General features: G+C 72.5%; 13 protein-coding genes. 9 read left to right on the top strand and 4 right to left on the bottom strand.

Translation table 11 applies throughout. The features are described from left to right. The first annotated feature begins 77 nt into the window (after positions 1–77). The 3 genes from ACIRPX_RS31660 to ACIRPX_RS31650 all read left to right on the top strand — a co-directional run bounded on the left by ACIRPX_RS31660 (position 78) and on the right by ACIRPX_RS31650 (position 3,950). A complete protein-coding gene (locus ACIRPX_RS31660; protein ID WP_404201650.1) occupies positions 78–1,205 on the top strand; it encodes a pectinesterase family protein in 1,128 nt (375 codons plus the stop codon). A 192-nt stretch (positions 1,206–1,397) separates the two neighbouring features. Beyond that, positions 1,398–2,195 carry an HAD family acid phosphatase gene (locus ACIRPX_RS31655; RefSeq protein WP_404201648.1) on the top strand — a complete coding sequence of 266 codons (798 nt, stop codon included), beginning with the start codon at positions 1,398–1,400 and terminating at the stop codon, positions 2,193–2,195. Positions 2,196–2,498: 303 nt separating this feature from the next. Then, positions 2,499–3,950, top strand: a complete 1,452-nt coding sequence (locus ACIRPX_RS31650) for an NCS2 family permease (RefSeq protein WP_404201646.1) — start codon at positions 2,499–2,501, stop codon at positions 3,948–3,950. Positions 3,951–3,963: 13 nt separating this feature from the next. Here ACIRPX_RS31650 and ACIRPX_RS31645 read toward each other — a convergent pair whose 3' ends face one another. From ACIRPX_RS31645 to ACIRPX_RS31635, 3 genes are all read right to left on the bottom strand, one after another. Further along, a complete protein-coding gene (locus ACIRPX_RS31645; protein ID WP_404201644.1) occupies positions 3,964–5,415 on the bottom strand; it encodes a peptidoglycan D,D-transpeptidase FtsI family protein in 1,452 nt (483 codons plus the stop codon). 367 nt (positions 5,416–5,782) lie between these two features. Continuing rightward, entirely contained in the window at positions 5,783–6,253 is a 471-nt protein-coding gene (locus ACIRPX_RS31640) for a GNAT family N-acetyltransferase (RefSeq protein ID WP_404201642.1), read from the bottom strand. Positions 6,254–6,288: 35 nt separating this feature from the next. Next, a complete protein-coding gene (locus ACIRPX_RS31635; protein ID WP_404201640.1) occupies positions 6,289–7,062 on the bottom strand; it encodes an IclR family transcriptional regulator in 774 nt (257 codons plus the stop codon). 120 nt (positions 7,063–7,182) lie between these two features. On the opposite strand from ACIRPX_RS31635, the gene ACIRPX_RS31630 reads away from it, so the two are divergent. Together ACIRPX_RS31630 and ACIRPX_RS31625 are read left to right on the top strand one after the other, a co-directional pair. Continuing rightward, entirely contained in the window at positions 7,183–8,712 is a 1,530-nt protein-coding gene (locus tag ACIRPX_RS31630) for an aldehyde dehydrogenase (NADP(+)) (RefSeq protein ID WP_404201638.1), read from the top strand. Positions 8,713–8,803: 91 nt separating this feature from the next. Then, entirely contained in the window at positions 8,804–9,412 is a 609-nt protein-coding gene (locus ACIRPX_RS31625; protein WP_404201636.1) for a DUF1349 domain-containing protein, read from the top strand. Positions 9,413–9,469: 57 nt separating this feature from the next. Here the strand turns inward: ACIRPX_RS31625 and ACIRPX_RS31620 are convergent, their stop codons facing one another. Next, positions 9,470–10,819 carry an MFS transporter gene (locus ACIRPX_RS31620; RefSeq protein WP_404201634.1) on the bottom strand — a complete coding sequence of 450 codons (1,350 nt, stop codon included), beginning with the start codon at positions 10,817–10,819 and terminating at the stop codon, positions 9,470–9,472. Between the two features lie 70 nt (positions 10,820–10,889). On the opposite strand from ACIRPX_RS31620, the gene ACIRPX_RS31615 reads away from it, so the two are divergent. From ACIRPX_RS31615 to ACIRPX_RS31600, 4 genes are all read left to right on the top strand, one after another. Beyond that, positions 10,890–11,873: a GlxA family transcriptional regulator gene (locus ACIRPX_RS31615; protein WP_404201676.1), complete on the top strand. Its 984-nt coding sequence runs from the start codon at positions 10,890–10,892 to the stop codon at positions 11,871–11,873. Continuing rightward, complete coding sequence (locus ACIRPX_RS31610; protein ID WP_404201632.1) at positions 11,870–12,376, top strand: GNAT family N-acetyltransferase; 507 nt, start codon at positions 11,870–11,872, stop codon at positions 12,374–12,376. Before ACIRPX_RS31615 ends, ACIRPX_RS31610 begins: the two co-directional genes overlap by 4 nt. A 75-nt stretch (positions 12,377–12,451) precedes the next feature. Continuing rightward, a complete protein-coding gene (locus ACIRPX_RS31605; RefSeq protein WP_404201630.1) occupies positions 12,452–13,168 on the top strand; it encodes a DsbA family oxidoreductase in 717 nt (238 codons plus the stop codon). 113 nt (positions 13,169–13,281) lie between these two features. Continuing rightward, positions 13,282–14,331 (top strand): aminotransferase class V-fold PLP-dependent enzyme, encoded by a 1,050-nt coding sequence (locus ACIRPX_RS31600; protein WP_404201628.1) that lies wholly within the window; start codon positions 13,282–13,284, stop codon positions 14,329–14,331. The last annotated feature ends 10 nt before the right edge of the window (positions 14,332–14,341 follow it).

Below are 14,341 nucleotides of genomic sequence, written 5' to 3'. Positions count from 1 at the left end.
CTGCCGGCCGGGGCGCACCGTGCCCCGGCCGCCCTCGTCACGCACCGCACCCCACCGCACCGCGAAGGAGCACCCGCATGCCCTCGACGCACCCCCGACTCCCCTTGTCCCGACGGGGTTTCCTCGTCGCGGGCGCCGGCGCGGCAGCCGCCTTCGGCTCCGCCGCCGGGCCCGCGCGGGCCGCCACCCGTCCGCGTCCCTTCGGCCGCTTCGGCTCCCCGGAGCGCCGCCTGACCCCCACGACCCTCTACGTCGACCCGCACGCGCGCGGCGACTTCACCGGCGTCCAGGCCGCCGTCACCGCGGCGGCCGGCAGCGGCTGGACACTGGTCCTCGCGCCCGGCACCTACCGGGAGACGGTCGCCTTCGACACCACCCGCACCGAGGCGACCTGGATCGGCGCCTCGGAGGACCCCCGCGACGTCGTGATCGTCTACGACCACGCGGCCGGCACCGCCCGGCCCGGCGGCGGAACCTACGGCACCACCGGATCGGCCACCACCACCGTGCGGGCGGACGGCTTCACCGCCCGCTGGATCACCTTCGCCAACGACTGGCTGCGCGCCGACCACCCCGGCACCGGCGGGACGCAGGCGGTGGCGATCAAGGTGCAGGGCGACCGCAGCGCCTTCCTCCACTGCCGCTTCGTCGGCCACCAGGACACCCTGTACGCCGACTCCATGGCGCTCGGCACCTTCGCCCGCCAGTACTACGCCCACTGCTACGTGGAGGGTGACGTCGACTTCGTCTTCGGGCGCGCGAGCGCGGTCTACGAGCGGTGCCACTTCCGCACCCTGAACCGCACCGACCTGGCCGCCGCCCCGTACGGCTTCGTCTTCGCGCCCTCCACGGCGGGCGCCGACCCGCACGGCTTTCTGGTGACCAGGAGCACCGTGAGCAGCGCGGCCCCGGACGCGGCCTACAAGCTGGCCCGCCCCTGGGTGCCCAGCTCCGACAGCACCGCCCGCCCGAGCCTCGTCGTCCGTGACACCCGCCTCGGTCCGGGCATCGACGCGACCGCTCCCTACGCCGACATGTCCGAGGCCCATCCCTGGCAGGACCAGCGCTTCGCGGAGTACCGCAACACCGGGCCCGGCGCGGTGATCCGGGCGCCGGAGAACCGGCCGCAGCTGACGGCCGAGGAGGCGGCCGCGCACACCCCGCGCACCTACCTCCGCGACTGGAAGCCGTATGAACACCCCTGAGCCGGCGGGGCGTGCTCCCGTGTCGGGGTCCGGGCGGGAACCCCGAGGCGTCGCCGTCACGACGACGAACTGAGGGGCGCTGAAACGGAATCCGACTTTCCGGGGCGCTTGACCCGTTTTTTACCCGGCATGAAGATATCGATCGGGCAACGGCCCTCGCGCCCGGCGGCGTGACGCGCGTAGAAACCTGTCATGCATAAGCCATTGCGTAGCGCGGCGATCGCCGCAGCGTGTGCTCTCACCGGCGCCGCCCTCTACGGCGCCGGTGCGGCCACGGCCGGACAGTCCACGGCCAACTCCACCCACGAGCCCTACAACATCGGGCTCCTGGTGAAGGACATCGACACCTACTACGGCACGGCGGCGGACGCCGACGGCGTGTACCAGGCGTCGCCGACCAGCCCGTACGCCAAGGACCTGGCGCGAATCGACGCCTCGGCCAGGGCGTACATCGACAAGGCGGCGCGCAAGGCCCGCCACCACCGCGAGAAGCCCGCGGTCGTCTTCGACATCGACGACACGCTGCTGCTCAGCCTCGACTACGAGAAGCGGTACAACTACACCTACAGCTCGGCCACGTGGGCCGCGTACGTGAACAAGGCGGACCGGCCGGAGGTCTTCGGCAGCCCCGAACTCGTGCGCTACGCCCAGAAGAAGGGCGTCGAGGTCTTCTACAACTCGGGCCTCGGCGAGGCGCAGCGCGCGGCCGCGGTGGAGAACCTGAAGAAGGTCGGCGCGGATGTCAACCTCGACGCCGGCCACATGTTCCTCAAGGACGCGGCCAACCCGCCGTCCTACCTGAGCTCGTGCGCCACCCCGGGCGCCTGGACCTGCACGACCGTGCAGTACAAGTCCGGCACCCGCAAGCACATCGAGCAGGACCTCGGGTACGAGATCATCGCCAACTTCGGCGACCAGTACTCGGACCTCGACGGCGGCTACGCGAACCAGAAGTACAAGCTGCCGAACCCGACGTACTTCGTCGGATGAGCCCGCGCCGGCGGTGGATCGGCACCGGCGCCGGCACGACGGGCTGAAGGGTACCCACCGCGGCGAACCACAGCCGGTCGACGAGCGACCCTCGCCCCCACGACCGCGAAGCGCCCCCGCCGGTCCGGCCGGCGGGGGCGCTCTGTCGCCGCTGCCGCGGAAACGGTCGCCGGTTCCGCCCTCCGCGTCCCCGTCACGCGGATGACATTCCGTAACACGGGGAAAACCTGAAACCTGTTCAAGGGGGGAACAATCCAGCCAGCATCCGCACACTGATCCATCCGGCCACGAGGAGCACCCGCCATGACCGACACCGAGACGACGGCCGACCGGCCAAGCGCCGCACCACCGGCGGCGAACGGCGTCGACCGGTATTTCAGGATCTCCGAGCGGGGATCCACCTTCGGCCGGGAGATACGCGGCGGCTTCGCCACGTTCTTCACGATGGCCTACATCCTTGTCCTGAATCCCATCATCCTGGGCAGCGCGAAGGACAAGTTCGGCCACACGCTCGACACCGGTCAGCTCGTCACCGCCACCGCCCTGGTGGCCTGCGTGATGACGGTGATCATGGGCGTCGGCGGCAATCTGCCGCTCGCCATCGCGGCCGGCCTCGGCCTCAACGCCGTCGTCGCCTTCCAGCTCGCCCCGATCATGAGCTGGCCCGACGCGATGGGCCTGGTCGTCCTCGAGGGCATCGTGATCTGCGTCCTGGTCGTCACCGGGTTGCGCAAAGCGATCATGGACGCCATCCCGCAGCAGCTCAAGCAGGCCATCGGGGTCGGCATCGGCCTGTTCATCGCCTTCATCGGCTTCGTCGACGCGGGCTTCGTCAGCCGTATCCCGGACGCCGCCGACACCACCGTGCCGGTGCAGCTCGGCGCCGTCGGGCGGCTCACCGGCTGGCCCGTGCTGGTCTTCTGCGTGGGCGTGCTGCTCACCATCGCGCTGCTGGCGCGCAAGGTGAAGGGCGCGATCCTGATCAGCATCGTGACCATGACGGTCGTCGCGATCGTCATCGACGCGATCGCGGACATCAAGAGCTGGGGCCTGACCACCCCGCACGTGCCCGACAAGATCGTCGCCACCCCCGACTTCGGGCTCATCGGTCACTTCAGCCTGTTCGGCGGCTTCGCGAAGGCCGGTGTCCTCACCGCGGTCCTGCTGGTGTTCACCCTGATCCTGTCGGACTTCTTCGACGCCATGGGCACCATCGTCGGCATCAGCGCCGAGGCCGGACTGCTCGACGACAAGGGGCAGGTGCCGGGCATCGGCCGCGTGCTGTTCATCGACGGCGCGGCGGCCGTGGCCGGCGGAATGGGCTCGGCCTCCTCCAACACCGCCTACATCGAGTCCGCGGCCGGCGTCGGCGAGGGCGCCCGCACCGGGTTCGCCAACCTGATCACGGGCGGCCTCTTCGGGCTGGCGCTCTTCCTCACCCCGCTGCTGACGATCGTCCCGCTGCAGGCCGCGGCGCCCGCACTGATCGCGGTCGGCTTCCTGATGATGACCCACGTCAAGCACATCGACTGGGACCGCTACGAGATCGCCATCCCGGCGTTCCTGACGATCGCCACGATGCCGTTCACCTACTCGATCACGGACGGCATCGGCGCCGGCTTCCTCGCCTACGTCGTCATCAAGTCGGTCCTCGGCAAGGCCAAGGAGGTGCACTGGCTGCTGTGGGGCGTGTCGGTGCTGTTCCTGGTGTACTTCGCGATCGACCCGGTGGAGCAGATCCTCGGCGTGAAGTAGGCGCCCGGGCCGCTCAGTTCTTCAGTGCCGCCTCCATCACGGCCTTGGCCACGGGGGCGGCCAGCCCGTTTCCGCTGACCTCCGAGCGGGCCGCGTCCGACTGCTCGACGACCACCGCCACGGCCACCTCCTTGCCGCCCGCCTCGCCGTAGGAGGTGAACCAGGCGTACGGCGTCTTGCTGTTGTTCTCGCCGTGCTGGGCCGTGCCGGTCTTGCCGCCCACGGTCACGCCCGGGATCTGCGCGTTGGTGCCCGTGCCGTCCTCCACGACCGTCCGCATCGCCGACTGCAGCTGCCCGGCGGTCGAGGCACTGACGATCCGCCGGGTGCTCGTGCTGTCGTCGTAGTTCTTCAGCACGTCGCCGCCGCTGTCGGTGATCCGCGAGACCATGTGCGGCGACACCAGCGTGCCGCCGTTGGCGAGGGCCGCGGAGACCATGGCCATCTGCAGCGGGGTCGCCGTGACGTCGTACTGGCCGATGCCGGTCAGGGCGGTGGAGGAGCGGTTCATGTCCGAGGGGTAGACGCTGGGGTAGGCGCGCACCGGCACGTCCTGCTCGCTGTCGTTGAAGCCGAACTTCTCCGCCATCGACCGCACCTTGTCCTGGCCGAGATCGACGGCCATCTTCGCGAAGACGTTGTTGCAGGAGTACTGCAGCGCGGTGCGGATCGAGGCGTCCTCGCAGGGTGCGCTCGGGTTCTCGTTGGACAGGTCGGTGGTGGTGCCGGGCAGGGTGTACGGGTCCGGGCTCTTCGTCCGCTGGTCGACCGTGGAGTACAGACCGTCCTCCAGCGCGGCGGCCGCGACGACCAGTTTGAACGTCGAGCCCGGCGGGAGCGGCTGGCGCAGCGCGCGGTTGGTCAGCGGCTTGTCCGGGTCGGCGTTGAGCTTCTTCCAGGCGCTGCCGGCGGTGTTGGCGTCGGTCAGCGTCGAGGGGTCGTACGAGGGGGTGGAGACCACCGCCAGGATCCTGCCGGTCTTCGGGTCGATCGCGACGGCCGCGCCCTTCTTGGTGCCGAGCGCGTCGTAGGCCGCCTTCTGCACGTCCGGGTCGATCGTCGTGATCACGTCGCCCGGGTCGGCGCGCTTGCCGGTGACCGTGTCCATCAGGGTGTTCAGGCGGGTGTCCGTGCCGTCGAGCAGGTCCTGGTAGATGCCTTCCAGCTGGGTCGGGGCGTAGGCCTGCGAGGCGTAGCCCGTCACCGCCGCGTACAGCGCGCCGTCCTGGTAGGTGCGCCGGTACTTCAGGTCGCCGTTCTTCGTCGGCGCCGAACCGGTCACCGACCGGCCGCCCACGATGATGTTCCCGAGCGGCTCCGCGTACGTCCTGATCGCGTTGCGCCGGTTGTCCTTGTCGTCCGCGAGGGCCTGGGCGTCGTAGAACTGCACCCACGTCGCCCTGATCAGCAGAGCGAACACGAGTACCAGTGTGAAGACGGAGGCCCGCCTGATCGTCTTGTTCATCCCGCACTGGATGACGAGCGAAACCGAGTGGATCGTTCCCTTCCGCCCCGGTTTCTCATCGTGTGCTCATGAAGCCGGCCATGTCGGCCGCGACCGCCGCCTCGCGGCGGGGTCGTCGGCGCCGGTCCACCCCCGCGCGCAGGACGTTCTACGCGGGGGAGTCGTTCTCGAACGTCGTCACGACGACGATCCACCCCTCCCGCACGACGGCCACCGATGCCCCGCAGCCCGTGACCCCCCGGCCGGCAGGGGGCGGGGGCCACTGCCGTGCGGGGGCGACGCGGACCACGGGGCCACCCCGGGGTACGGAGGCACGCGCGCGTCCTGCCCGGCGACGGTCCGGCTCCGCCGCCGGGGCAGCCGGAGGTCATCCGTCCAGCGTCAGCACCACTTCGTCGATCTCGGCGCCCCGCGCGTTCGCGAACCCCGACGCCTGCGCCGTGACCTTGAAGCCGCACTTCTCCAGCACGCGCCGCGACGCGGCGTTGTCCGCCGCCGCGCGCGCGTACAGCGGGCGTTCGGGCACCTCGGCCAGCAGTTCCCGCAGCGCGGCGGTGGCCACGCCGCGCCCCCAGTGGGCGCGGTCCACCCAGTACGTCACCTCACGCTCGCCCGGCTCCCCGTACACGCTCGCGCTGCCGACCACGTCCCCGTCGGCCAGGATCGCCCGTGCGACGGCGCCCGAGGAGCGGATCCGTTTCCACAGGGACTGGAAGGCGGCCCAGTCGGCCGGGTCCTCGGCCGTGAACGCGGCCATGTGGACCGCCTCGGGGTCGTTCATCTGCCGGAAGAAGACCGGCAGATCGCTGTCATGCACTGCGCGGAGTACGACGTCCATACGGTCAGAGCCTAGGGGGTGTCCGACGTCCCGGATCAGAGCCTGCGGGTTGCCAGGGTCAGCCGGTCGCGGGCGTCGAACAAGGCGTCCTTCACCATCTGTTCGTGCGCCGGAGTCAGCCGCGCCACTGGCACCGAGCAGCTGATCGCGTCCCGCGCCGGGGTGCGGTACGGGATCGCCACGCCGAAGCAGCGCAGCCCCAGCGTGTTCTCCTCGCGGTCCACCGCGAAGCCCTGCTCGCGGATCTGGTGGAGCTCCTCGATGAGCTTCTCCCGGTCCGTGATGGTGTTCTCGGTGAGGGCCGGCAGCGTCTCCGGGAGCAGCTTGCGCACCTGCTCGTCGGTGTACGTGCTCAGCAGCGCCTTGCCCAGCGAGGTGGAGTGCGCGGGCAGCCGGCGCCCCACCCGGGTGAACGGGCGCAGATAGTGCTGCGACTGGCGCGTGGCCAGGTACACGACGTTCGTGCCGTCCAGACGCGCCAGGTGGATCGTCTCCGTGGTGTCGTCCGAGAGCCGGTCCAGCGTCGGCCGCGCCGCCGCGACCACCTCGTCGCCGTCGATGTAGGAGGTGCCGACCAGCAGCGCGCGCACCCCGATGCCGTACCGCGTGCCCGTCGCGTCGGTCTCCACCCAGCCGAGCTCCACCAGGGTGCGCAGCAGCATGTACAGGCTGGACTTGGGGTACCCGACGGCCTCCTGGACCGAGGCGAGGGAGTGCATGCCGGGACGGCCGGCGAAGTACTCCAGCAATTCAACGGTCCGCACCGCGGACTTGACCTGCGCCCCGCCGCCTGTCTCGACTGCCGACATCGCCCTTGACCCCTTCGTTGGACGGGAAATAGTCTCCGACAGCATATTCATCATCAGAGACGGCGTTCAGCATATCGAACAACCCTGGTGGATGACCCAGCAATGCGTGGAGGGACCGCGGTGGCAGCAGCACCAGTCTGGAGTGTCGACCCCCGAACCGGGAAGCAGCGTGAGCAGGTTGCGGTGGAGGCCACAGCCCAGGAGGTGGACGCCGCCGTCCGTGCCGCGTACGGGAGCAGGGACGCCCTCGCCGACCGCGCCGTCCGCTCTGCCTTCCTGCGCACCGCCGCCGAGCAGCTGGAGGCGGCCAGGGACGGGCTGGTGGAGACCGCCGACGCGGAGACCGCGCTCGGCCCGGTCCGGCTCACCGGCGAACTCGCCCGCACCTGCTACCAGCTGAGGGCGTTCGCGGACATCGTCGACGAGGGCGCCTTCCTCGACGTCATCATCAACCACCCCGACGACACCGCGACCCCGCCGATCCCGGACCTGCGCCGCTACAAGGTGCCGCTGGGCGTCGTCGCCGTCTACTCCGCCTCCAACTTCCCCTTCGCCTTCTCCGTCGCCGGCGGCGACACCGCGAGCGCGCTGGGCGCGGGCTGCCCCGTCGTGGTCAAGGCCCACCCCGACCACCCGGCCCTGTCCGAGCTGGTCGCCAAGGTGCTGCGCAGGGCCGCCGCCGCGCACGGCATCCCCGCGGGCGTCGTCGGCCTGGTGCACGGCTTCGAGGCGGGCGTCGAGCTGGTCCGGCACCCGCTGGTGGCCGCCGCCGGCTTCACCGGTTCCGTGAAGGGCGGACGGGCGCTGTTCGACGCCGCCGCCGCGCGCCCGAACCCGATCCCCTTCCACGGCGAGCTGGGCTCGCTGAACCCCGTCGTGGTCACCGAGGCCGCCGCGGCCGAGCGCGCGGAGGCGATCGGCACCGGGCTCGCCGGGTCGATGACGCTGGGCGTCGGGCAGTTCTGCGTGAAGCCCGGCCTGGTGCTCGCGCCCGCCGGCGCGTCGGGCGACCGCCTGGTGAAGTCCCTGACGGACGCGGTCAGCGACACCGACGCGGGCGTCCTGCTGGACCGCCGTATGCGCGACAACTTCATCGCCGGGGTCGCCGAGCGCGCCGGGCTTCCGGACGTGGACTCCCCGGTGACCCCGGGCGCGGGCGGGGACCACACGGTGAGCGCGGGCTTCTTGACGGTGGCGGCCGACAAGCTGGCCGCCGAGGGCGCCTACGACCTGCTCCTGGAGGAGTGCTTCGGGCCGGTCACGGTGGTGGCCCGCTACGAGGACGAGGCGGAGGTGGGGTCCGTGCTGTCCCGGCTGCCCGGGAACCTCACGGCGACGGTCCACCTCTCGGCCGAGGAGGCGGCCGGCGAGGGCCGGGGCGCGGAGCTCCTCGCCGAGCTGACCCCGCTCGCGGGCCGGGTCCTCGTCAACGGCTGGCCGACCGGCGTCGCGGTCGCCCCCGCCCAGCACCACGGCGGCCCCTACCCGGCGACCACGTCGACGTCGACCTCCGTCGGCGGCACGGCGATCGAGCGCTGGATGCGGCCGGTGGTGTACCAGGGCGCGCCCGAGGCGATCCTTCCGCCGGAGCTGCGCGACGACAACCCGCTCGGCCTGCCGCGGCGCTACGACGGCCGCCTCGAGCGCTGAGGCGTGCTCCGAAACTGCGGCGACCGGCCCCGGAGCGGGCGCCCGACACCCCAGGACCGCACCGCCCGCTCCGAGGTGCCACACTCACGGGATGGACGTGGAACTCCCCGAACTGCCCTTCGCTCTGCGCACGTACGGCCCCGAGGGCAACTGGTCCTACGAGGACGGCATCCTCACCGGCTGGGCCGGTCCCCGGCAGGACCGCTTCGTACCGCCCACCGGTGAGGCCCTGGAGCCCGCCTCGGACGCGCCCCGGCTGCTCGGGGCGCCCGCGGGGGACTTCCAGCTGATCGCGCGGGTCACGGTGGGCTTCGCCGGGGCGTTCGACGCCGGTGTGCTCTACGTCCATGTCGGCGAGCGGGCCTGGGCCAAGCTCTGCCTGGAGTACTCCCCGGACGTGCCCACCGTCTGCACGGTGGTCACCCGGGGCCACTCCGACGACGCCAACTCCTTCACCGTGGAGGGCAGTTCGGTGTGGTTCCGGGTGAGCCGCACCGGCCGCGCCTTCGCCTTCCACGCCTCCCGCGACGGCCGCCGCTGGACCTTCGTGCGCCTGTTCACCCTCGGCACCGAGAAGGAGACCGGTGACGCCCTGGTCGGCTTCATGACCCAGTCCCCGATGGGCGAGGGCTGCGTGGTCACCTACGACCACCTGGAGTACCGGCCCACCTGGCCGAGCGATCTGCGGGACGGCAGTTGAGCGGTTGCCCGCCGTCGGCCCCGCGCGGCGGCCGGGCCTGTGTCCGGCAGTCACGCCCTACGCGGCCGCACGGCCCGGGAGGCGGGAGCTGAGGGCCGCCGTCACGGTGAGCAGGGCCGCGCCGATCAGCAGGCTCAGCCGCATTCCGGAGACGAAGTCGCCGGCCACCAGCCGCCCGAACACCGCGATTCCGAGGCCGCCCGAGACCTGGCGGGCCGCGTTGAGCAGGCCCGCGGCCACGCCCGCGCGTTCGGCGGGCACGGCGTCCATCATCGTGGCGGTCAGCGGCGGCACCGCCAGGGCGCAGCCCAGCGCGAGCGGGATCAGGAGCACGGCCACCAGCACCGGAGAGGTGCCGGCGTCGACGAGGAGGAGCACGAGCAGCGCGACCGCGGCCAGTGCCTGTCCCACCGTCATCGGCAGCCGGGCGCCGTGGCGCCCGGCGAGCTTGCCCGCCACCACGTTGGTCACCGCGATCAGGCCCGTCATCGGCAGGAAGAGCAGACCCGCGAAGAGCGGTGAGAGCCCCTGCACCCGCTGGAAGAAGAGCGAGAACACGAAGACCACGCTGTAGAAGGCGACGCTGACCGCGGCCCCCGCCGCGACCGTCACCGCCACGGTGCGCTCACGGAAGAGGGAGAGCGGCACGACCGGGTGCGGCCCGCGCGCCTCGATCCGCAGGAAGGCGGCCGCCGCGACGACCGCCAGGGCCGGCGCCGCCCACCCCGCGCGCCCGCCCTCGATCACCGCGAAGGTCAGCGCCGTCAGGCTCACCACCGCGGTCGCCTGACCGGGCAGGTCGAGCGGGGCCGGACGCCGCTCGGAGCGCGGGGCGCGCGCCGTCAGCAGCAGGATCGCCGCTCCCACCGGCACGTTCACGAAGAAGACCGCCCGCCAGTCCCAGGCGGTGGTGAGCAGCCCGCCCGCCACCGGCCCGAGCGCCACCGCACGGGCCCGCCGCCCCGGATCGGCGTACGCCTGCCGCACCAGCGCCAGCGACGCCGGCAGCACGACCGCCGCCGCGACGCCCTGCGCCACCCGCGCGCCGATCAGCGCCGGCAGCCCGGGCGCCAGCCCGCAGGCGACCGAGGCGAGCGTGAACACGGCCGTGCCGAGCGCGTACGCGCGGCTCGCCCCCGCGCGGTCCGAGAACGCCCCGGTGGACAGCATCAGGGCCGCGAACGGCAGCGTGTAGGCGTCCACCACCCACTGCAGCCCGGACATCCCGCCGTCGAGCGAGGCACCGATCGAGGGCAGTGCCACGTTCACCACGGAGGCGTCCAGGCAGATCAGCGCGAATCCGAGCAGGGCGGCGGTGAGGGTGACGGCGGGAGCAGGGCTCTTGGGCGCCGACTCGGGCTTGATGACGGGGAGTTGTCCGCTCCCGAGGGTCTGGTCGTTCGGCATGCCCCCATGCTGCGGATTCCCCGCGCCGTACAGTAGTGGCCTGAATGCCATGCACCCGGAGGTTCTGGCCATGCCCGCGCACCGCATCGCCGTCGTCGCGCCCTCGCCCGTCTCGATGTTCAACCTGGCCATCCCCGAGCTGCTCTTCGGCAAGGTCGAGGTGGACGGCGAGCCCGGCTACGAGATCGTCATCTGCGCCGCCGAGCCGGGTCCGGTGCCCACCTCCGGCGGGCTCGACCTGTACGTGCGGGACGGACTGGAGGCCGTGCGCGCGGCGGACACGGTCGTCGTCGCGGGCACCGGCGCACCCTACGAACCCGACCCGCGCATCGTGGCCGCCGTCCGCGAGGCGGACGCGGCCGGCAAGCGGATCGCCTCGCTGTGCACCGGCGCCTTCCAGCTCGCCGAGGCGGGCCTGCTGCACGGCCGCCGCGCCACCACCTACTGGGCGCACGCCGAGGAGCTGCGCCGCCGCTACCCGCAGGTCGACCTCCAGGGAGACGTCCTCTACGTGCAGGACGGCCCCTACGTCACCTCCTCCGGATACGCTGCCGGCATCGACCTGTGCCTGCACGTCATCCGCACCGACTACGGCGCCGCCGTCGCCAACGAGGTCGCCCGGCTCGCCCTCGTCGCCCCCGTGCGCCCCGGCGGCCAGACCCAGTTCACCCACACCCCGCTGCCGCCCGAGCGCGGCGTCGTCTGCGCCGACACCCGCGGCTGGGCCATGCGCCACCTCGACAGGCCGCTCACCCTCGCCGACCTGGCCCGGCACGCGGGCGTCTCGGTGCGCACCCTCACCCGCCGCTTCCACGCCGAGAGCGGGGTCAGCCCACTGCAGTGGCTGCTCCACCAGCGCATCGAGCGCGCCAAGGAGCTGCTGGAGACGACCACCCTGCCGATGGACCAGGTGGCCCGCGCCTGCGGCCTGGGCACCGCCGACTCACTGCGCGCCCACGTGGTCCGCCGCACCGGTCTGACGCCGAGCGCCTACCGCGCGCACTTCACCCGCCTGGGAACCGGGGCCGCCGGGGACACGTCCTCCGCTGCATGATCGAAGCGAACCGGACCGCCGGCCCCCTGCTGATCAGGACCGCCCTGCCGGCCGAGGCGAGGGCCGTCGCCGACCTGCACGGACGCGCCCGCGCCACCTACTACCCGGACGGCCCGCCGGACGACGGCCTGGACTGGCCGGAGCTGTGGGCGCAGGCCATCGCCCGCCCCGAGGGCCAGGTGCTGTGCGCGGTCCGCGAGGGCCGGATGGTCGCGGTCGCCTCCTTCCGCACCCCGGAGGGCGCCGGTGCCCGGACGGTCAAGCTGTTCCAGTTCCATGTCGACCCCGGCCACTGGCGCACCGGTGTCGGCACGGCGCTGCACACCGCGTGCGTCGAGCAGTGGCGGGCCGACGCCCGGCGCACCGCCGTCCTCGACGTGCACGCCGGCAACCGCCGCGCCCAGGCCTTCTACGCCCGCCTGGGCTGGGTCCCCGACCCCGAGAACCCGCCTGCCGAGGACGACCACCACCTCTTCCTGAGTTTCACGGTGCCGGGGGAATGACCGCCGCTGCTTGAACGTTCATGCAACGGGCGGAGGGTGTCTCCGTGTCCCTGCGAGCGGGAGTGAGCCAAGAGCATGAAGGTCGAGATCTGGTCGGACATCGCGTGTCCCTGGTGCTACGTGGGCAAGGCCCGCTTCGAGAGGGCGCTGGCCGCCTTCCCGCACCGCGACCGGGTCGAGGTCGTGCACCGGTCCTTCGAGCTGGACCCGGGCCGCGCCAAGGGCGACGTCCAGCCGGTGCTCACGATGCTCACCAGGAAGTACGGCATGAGCCAGGCGCAGGCGCAGGCCGGCGAGGAGAACCTGGGCGCGCAGGCCGCCGCCGAGGGGCTGGAGTACCGCACCCGCGACCGGGACCACGGCAACACCTTCGACATGCACCGCCTGCTGCACCTCGCCAAGGAGCGGGGCCGGCAGGACGAGCTGATCCAGACCCTCTACCGGGCGAACTTCGCGGAGGAGCGCTCCGTCTTCTCCGAGGGCGACGAGCGGCTCGTCGCCCTCGCCGTCGCGGCCGGCCTGGAGGCCGAGGACGCCCGCACGGTGCTCGCGGACCCCACCGCCTACGCCGAGGAGGTCCGCGCCGACGAGCGCGAGGCCGCCGAGCTCGGTGCGACGGGCGTGCCGTTCTTCGTCCTCGACCGCGCCTACGGCGTCTCCGGCGCCCAGCCCGCCGAGGTCTTCACCCAGGCGCTCACCCAGGCCTGGGGCGAGCGGTCCCCGCTCACGCCGGTCGGCGAGGACGGCGCTCAGGCGTGCGGGCCGGACGGGTGCGAGGTTCCGCGGCAGTGATCGCGCGACGCGTGGAAGAACCCCAGGTGACGCCCTATATATAAGCGTTGCTTGGCAAAACCACGTAGAAATCGGCAATGGACTATGGGTTCGCGGGGGACCACAGTGGATCCATGGACACCTTCGAGAGCCTCGTCCGCGCCGAGTTCGCCCCGAAGAACACCTATCTGAACACCGCGAGCACCGGGCTGCTGCCGGCCCGCACCGTGGCCGCCATGCGCACGGCCGTGGAGGCGGCCGCGGCCGGTGCCCCGACCGACATGTTCGCCGACGTCGAGGCGAGCCGCGCCTCGTTCGCACGGCTCGTCGGGGTGCCCGAGCGCCGGGTGGCGGCCGGCGCCTCGGTCGCCGTCTACAGCGGACTGATCGCCGCCTCCCTCCCGGCCGGCGCCGAAGTCCTCACCGCCGAGGGCGACTTCAGCTCGGTGGTCAACCCCTTCCACGTCCGCTCCGACCTCAAGGTGCGCAGCGTGCCGCTGGAGCGCGTCGCGGAGTCCGTGCGGCCCGGCACCGCGCTGGTCGCGGTCAGCGCCGTCCAGTCCGCCGACGGCCGCGTGGCCGACCTGGCCGCGATCAAGGAGGCGGCGCGGAGGCACGGGGCGCGTACGTACGTCGACGCGTCCCAGGCCGCAGGATGGCTGGACTTCGACGCGGACGCCCACGACTTCTCCGCCTCCGTCGCCTTCAAGTGGCTGGTCTGCCCGCGCGGCGTGGCCTTCCTCGTCGTCCCGGAGGACCTCGGCGGACTCACACCGCTGTTCGCCGGCTGGGTGGCGGGGGAGCACCCGTGGGACGCCTGCTACGGCCCCATCGACGAACTCGCCCACTCCGCACGGAGGTTCGACGAGAGCCCCGCCCTCTTCTCCTACGCGGGCGCCCGCCACTCCCTGGAACTGCTGGAGGAGGCGGGCCGGGACGCCGTGCGCGCCCACGACCTCGCCCTGGCCGACCGGTTCCGCGCCGGTCTCGCCTCCCTCGGCCGCGAGCCCGTCCCGTCCCCCGGCGCGCCGATCGTCTCCGTGCCCGGCCTCGGCCACCGCCAGGGCGATCTGAGCGGTGCGGGGGTGGAGGTCTCCAACCGCGCGGGCCGGCTGCGTGTCGCCTTCCACCTGTACAACACGGCCGCCGACGTCGACCGCCTGCTGGACGTCCTCTCCGCCTGAACCCCTGGCG

The sequence above is a fragment of the Streptomyces sp. NPDC101225 genome (assembly GCF_044767585.1).
Lineage (GTDB): Bacteria > Actinomycetota > Actinomycetes > Streptomycetales > Streptomycetaceae > Streptomyces.
This window is presented reverse-complemented; position numbering and strand designations above follow the sequence as displayed.

Bases quoted from the DNA above. Each gene is read 5' to 3' on its own strand.
- ACIRPX_RS31645 (WP_404201644.1), bottom strand. From the start codon at position 5,415: ATGAACAAGACGATCAGGCGGGCCTCCGTCTTCACACTGGTACTCGTG.
- ACIRPX_RS31600 (WP_404201628.1), top strand. From the start codon at position 13,282: ATGGACACCTTCGAGAGCCTCGTCCGCGCCGAGTTCGCCCCGAAGAAC.
- ACIRPX_RS31625 (WP_404201636.1), top strand. From the start codon at position 8,804: ATGGACGTGGAACTCCCCGAACTGCCCTTCGCTCTGCGCACGTACGGC.
- ACIRPX_RS31620 (WP_404201634.1), bottom strand. From the start codon at position 10,819: ATGCCGAACGACCAGACCCTCGGGAGCGGACAACTCCCCGTCATCAAG.
- ACIRPX_RS31650 (WP_404201646.1), top strand. From the start codon at position 2,499: ATGACCGACACCGAGACGACGGCCGACCGGCCAAGCGCCGCACCACCG.
- ACIRPX_RS31610 (WP_404201632.1), top strand. From the start codon at position 11,870: ATGATCGAAGCGAACCGGACCGCCGGCCCCCTGCTGATCAGGACCGCC.
- ACIRPX_RS31660 (WP_404201650.1), top strand. From the start codon at position 78: ATGCCCTCGACGCACCCCCGACTCCCCTTGTCCCGACGGGGTTTCCTC.
- ACIRPX_RS31605 (WP_404201630.1), top strand. From the start codon at position 12,452: ATGAAGGTCGAGATCTGGTCGGACATCGCGTGTCCCTGGTGCTACGTG.
- ACIRPX_RS31635 (WP_404201640.1), bottom strand. From the start codon at position 7,062: ATGTCGGCAGTCGAGACAGGCGGCGGGGCGCAGGTCAAGTCCGCGGTG.
- ACIRPX_RS31615 (WP_404201676.1), top strand. From the start codon at position 10,890: ATGCCCGCGCACCGCATCGCCGTCGTCGCGCCCTCGCCCGTCTCGATG.
- ACIRPX_RS31640 (WP_404201642.1), bottom strand. From the start codon at position 6,253: ATGGACGTCGTACTCCGCGCAGTGCATGACAGCGATCTGCCGGTCTTC.
- ACIRPX_RS31655 (WP_404201648.1), top strand. From the start codon at position 1,398: ATGCATAAGCCATTGCGTAGCGCGGCGATCGCCGCAGCGTGTGCTCTC.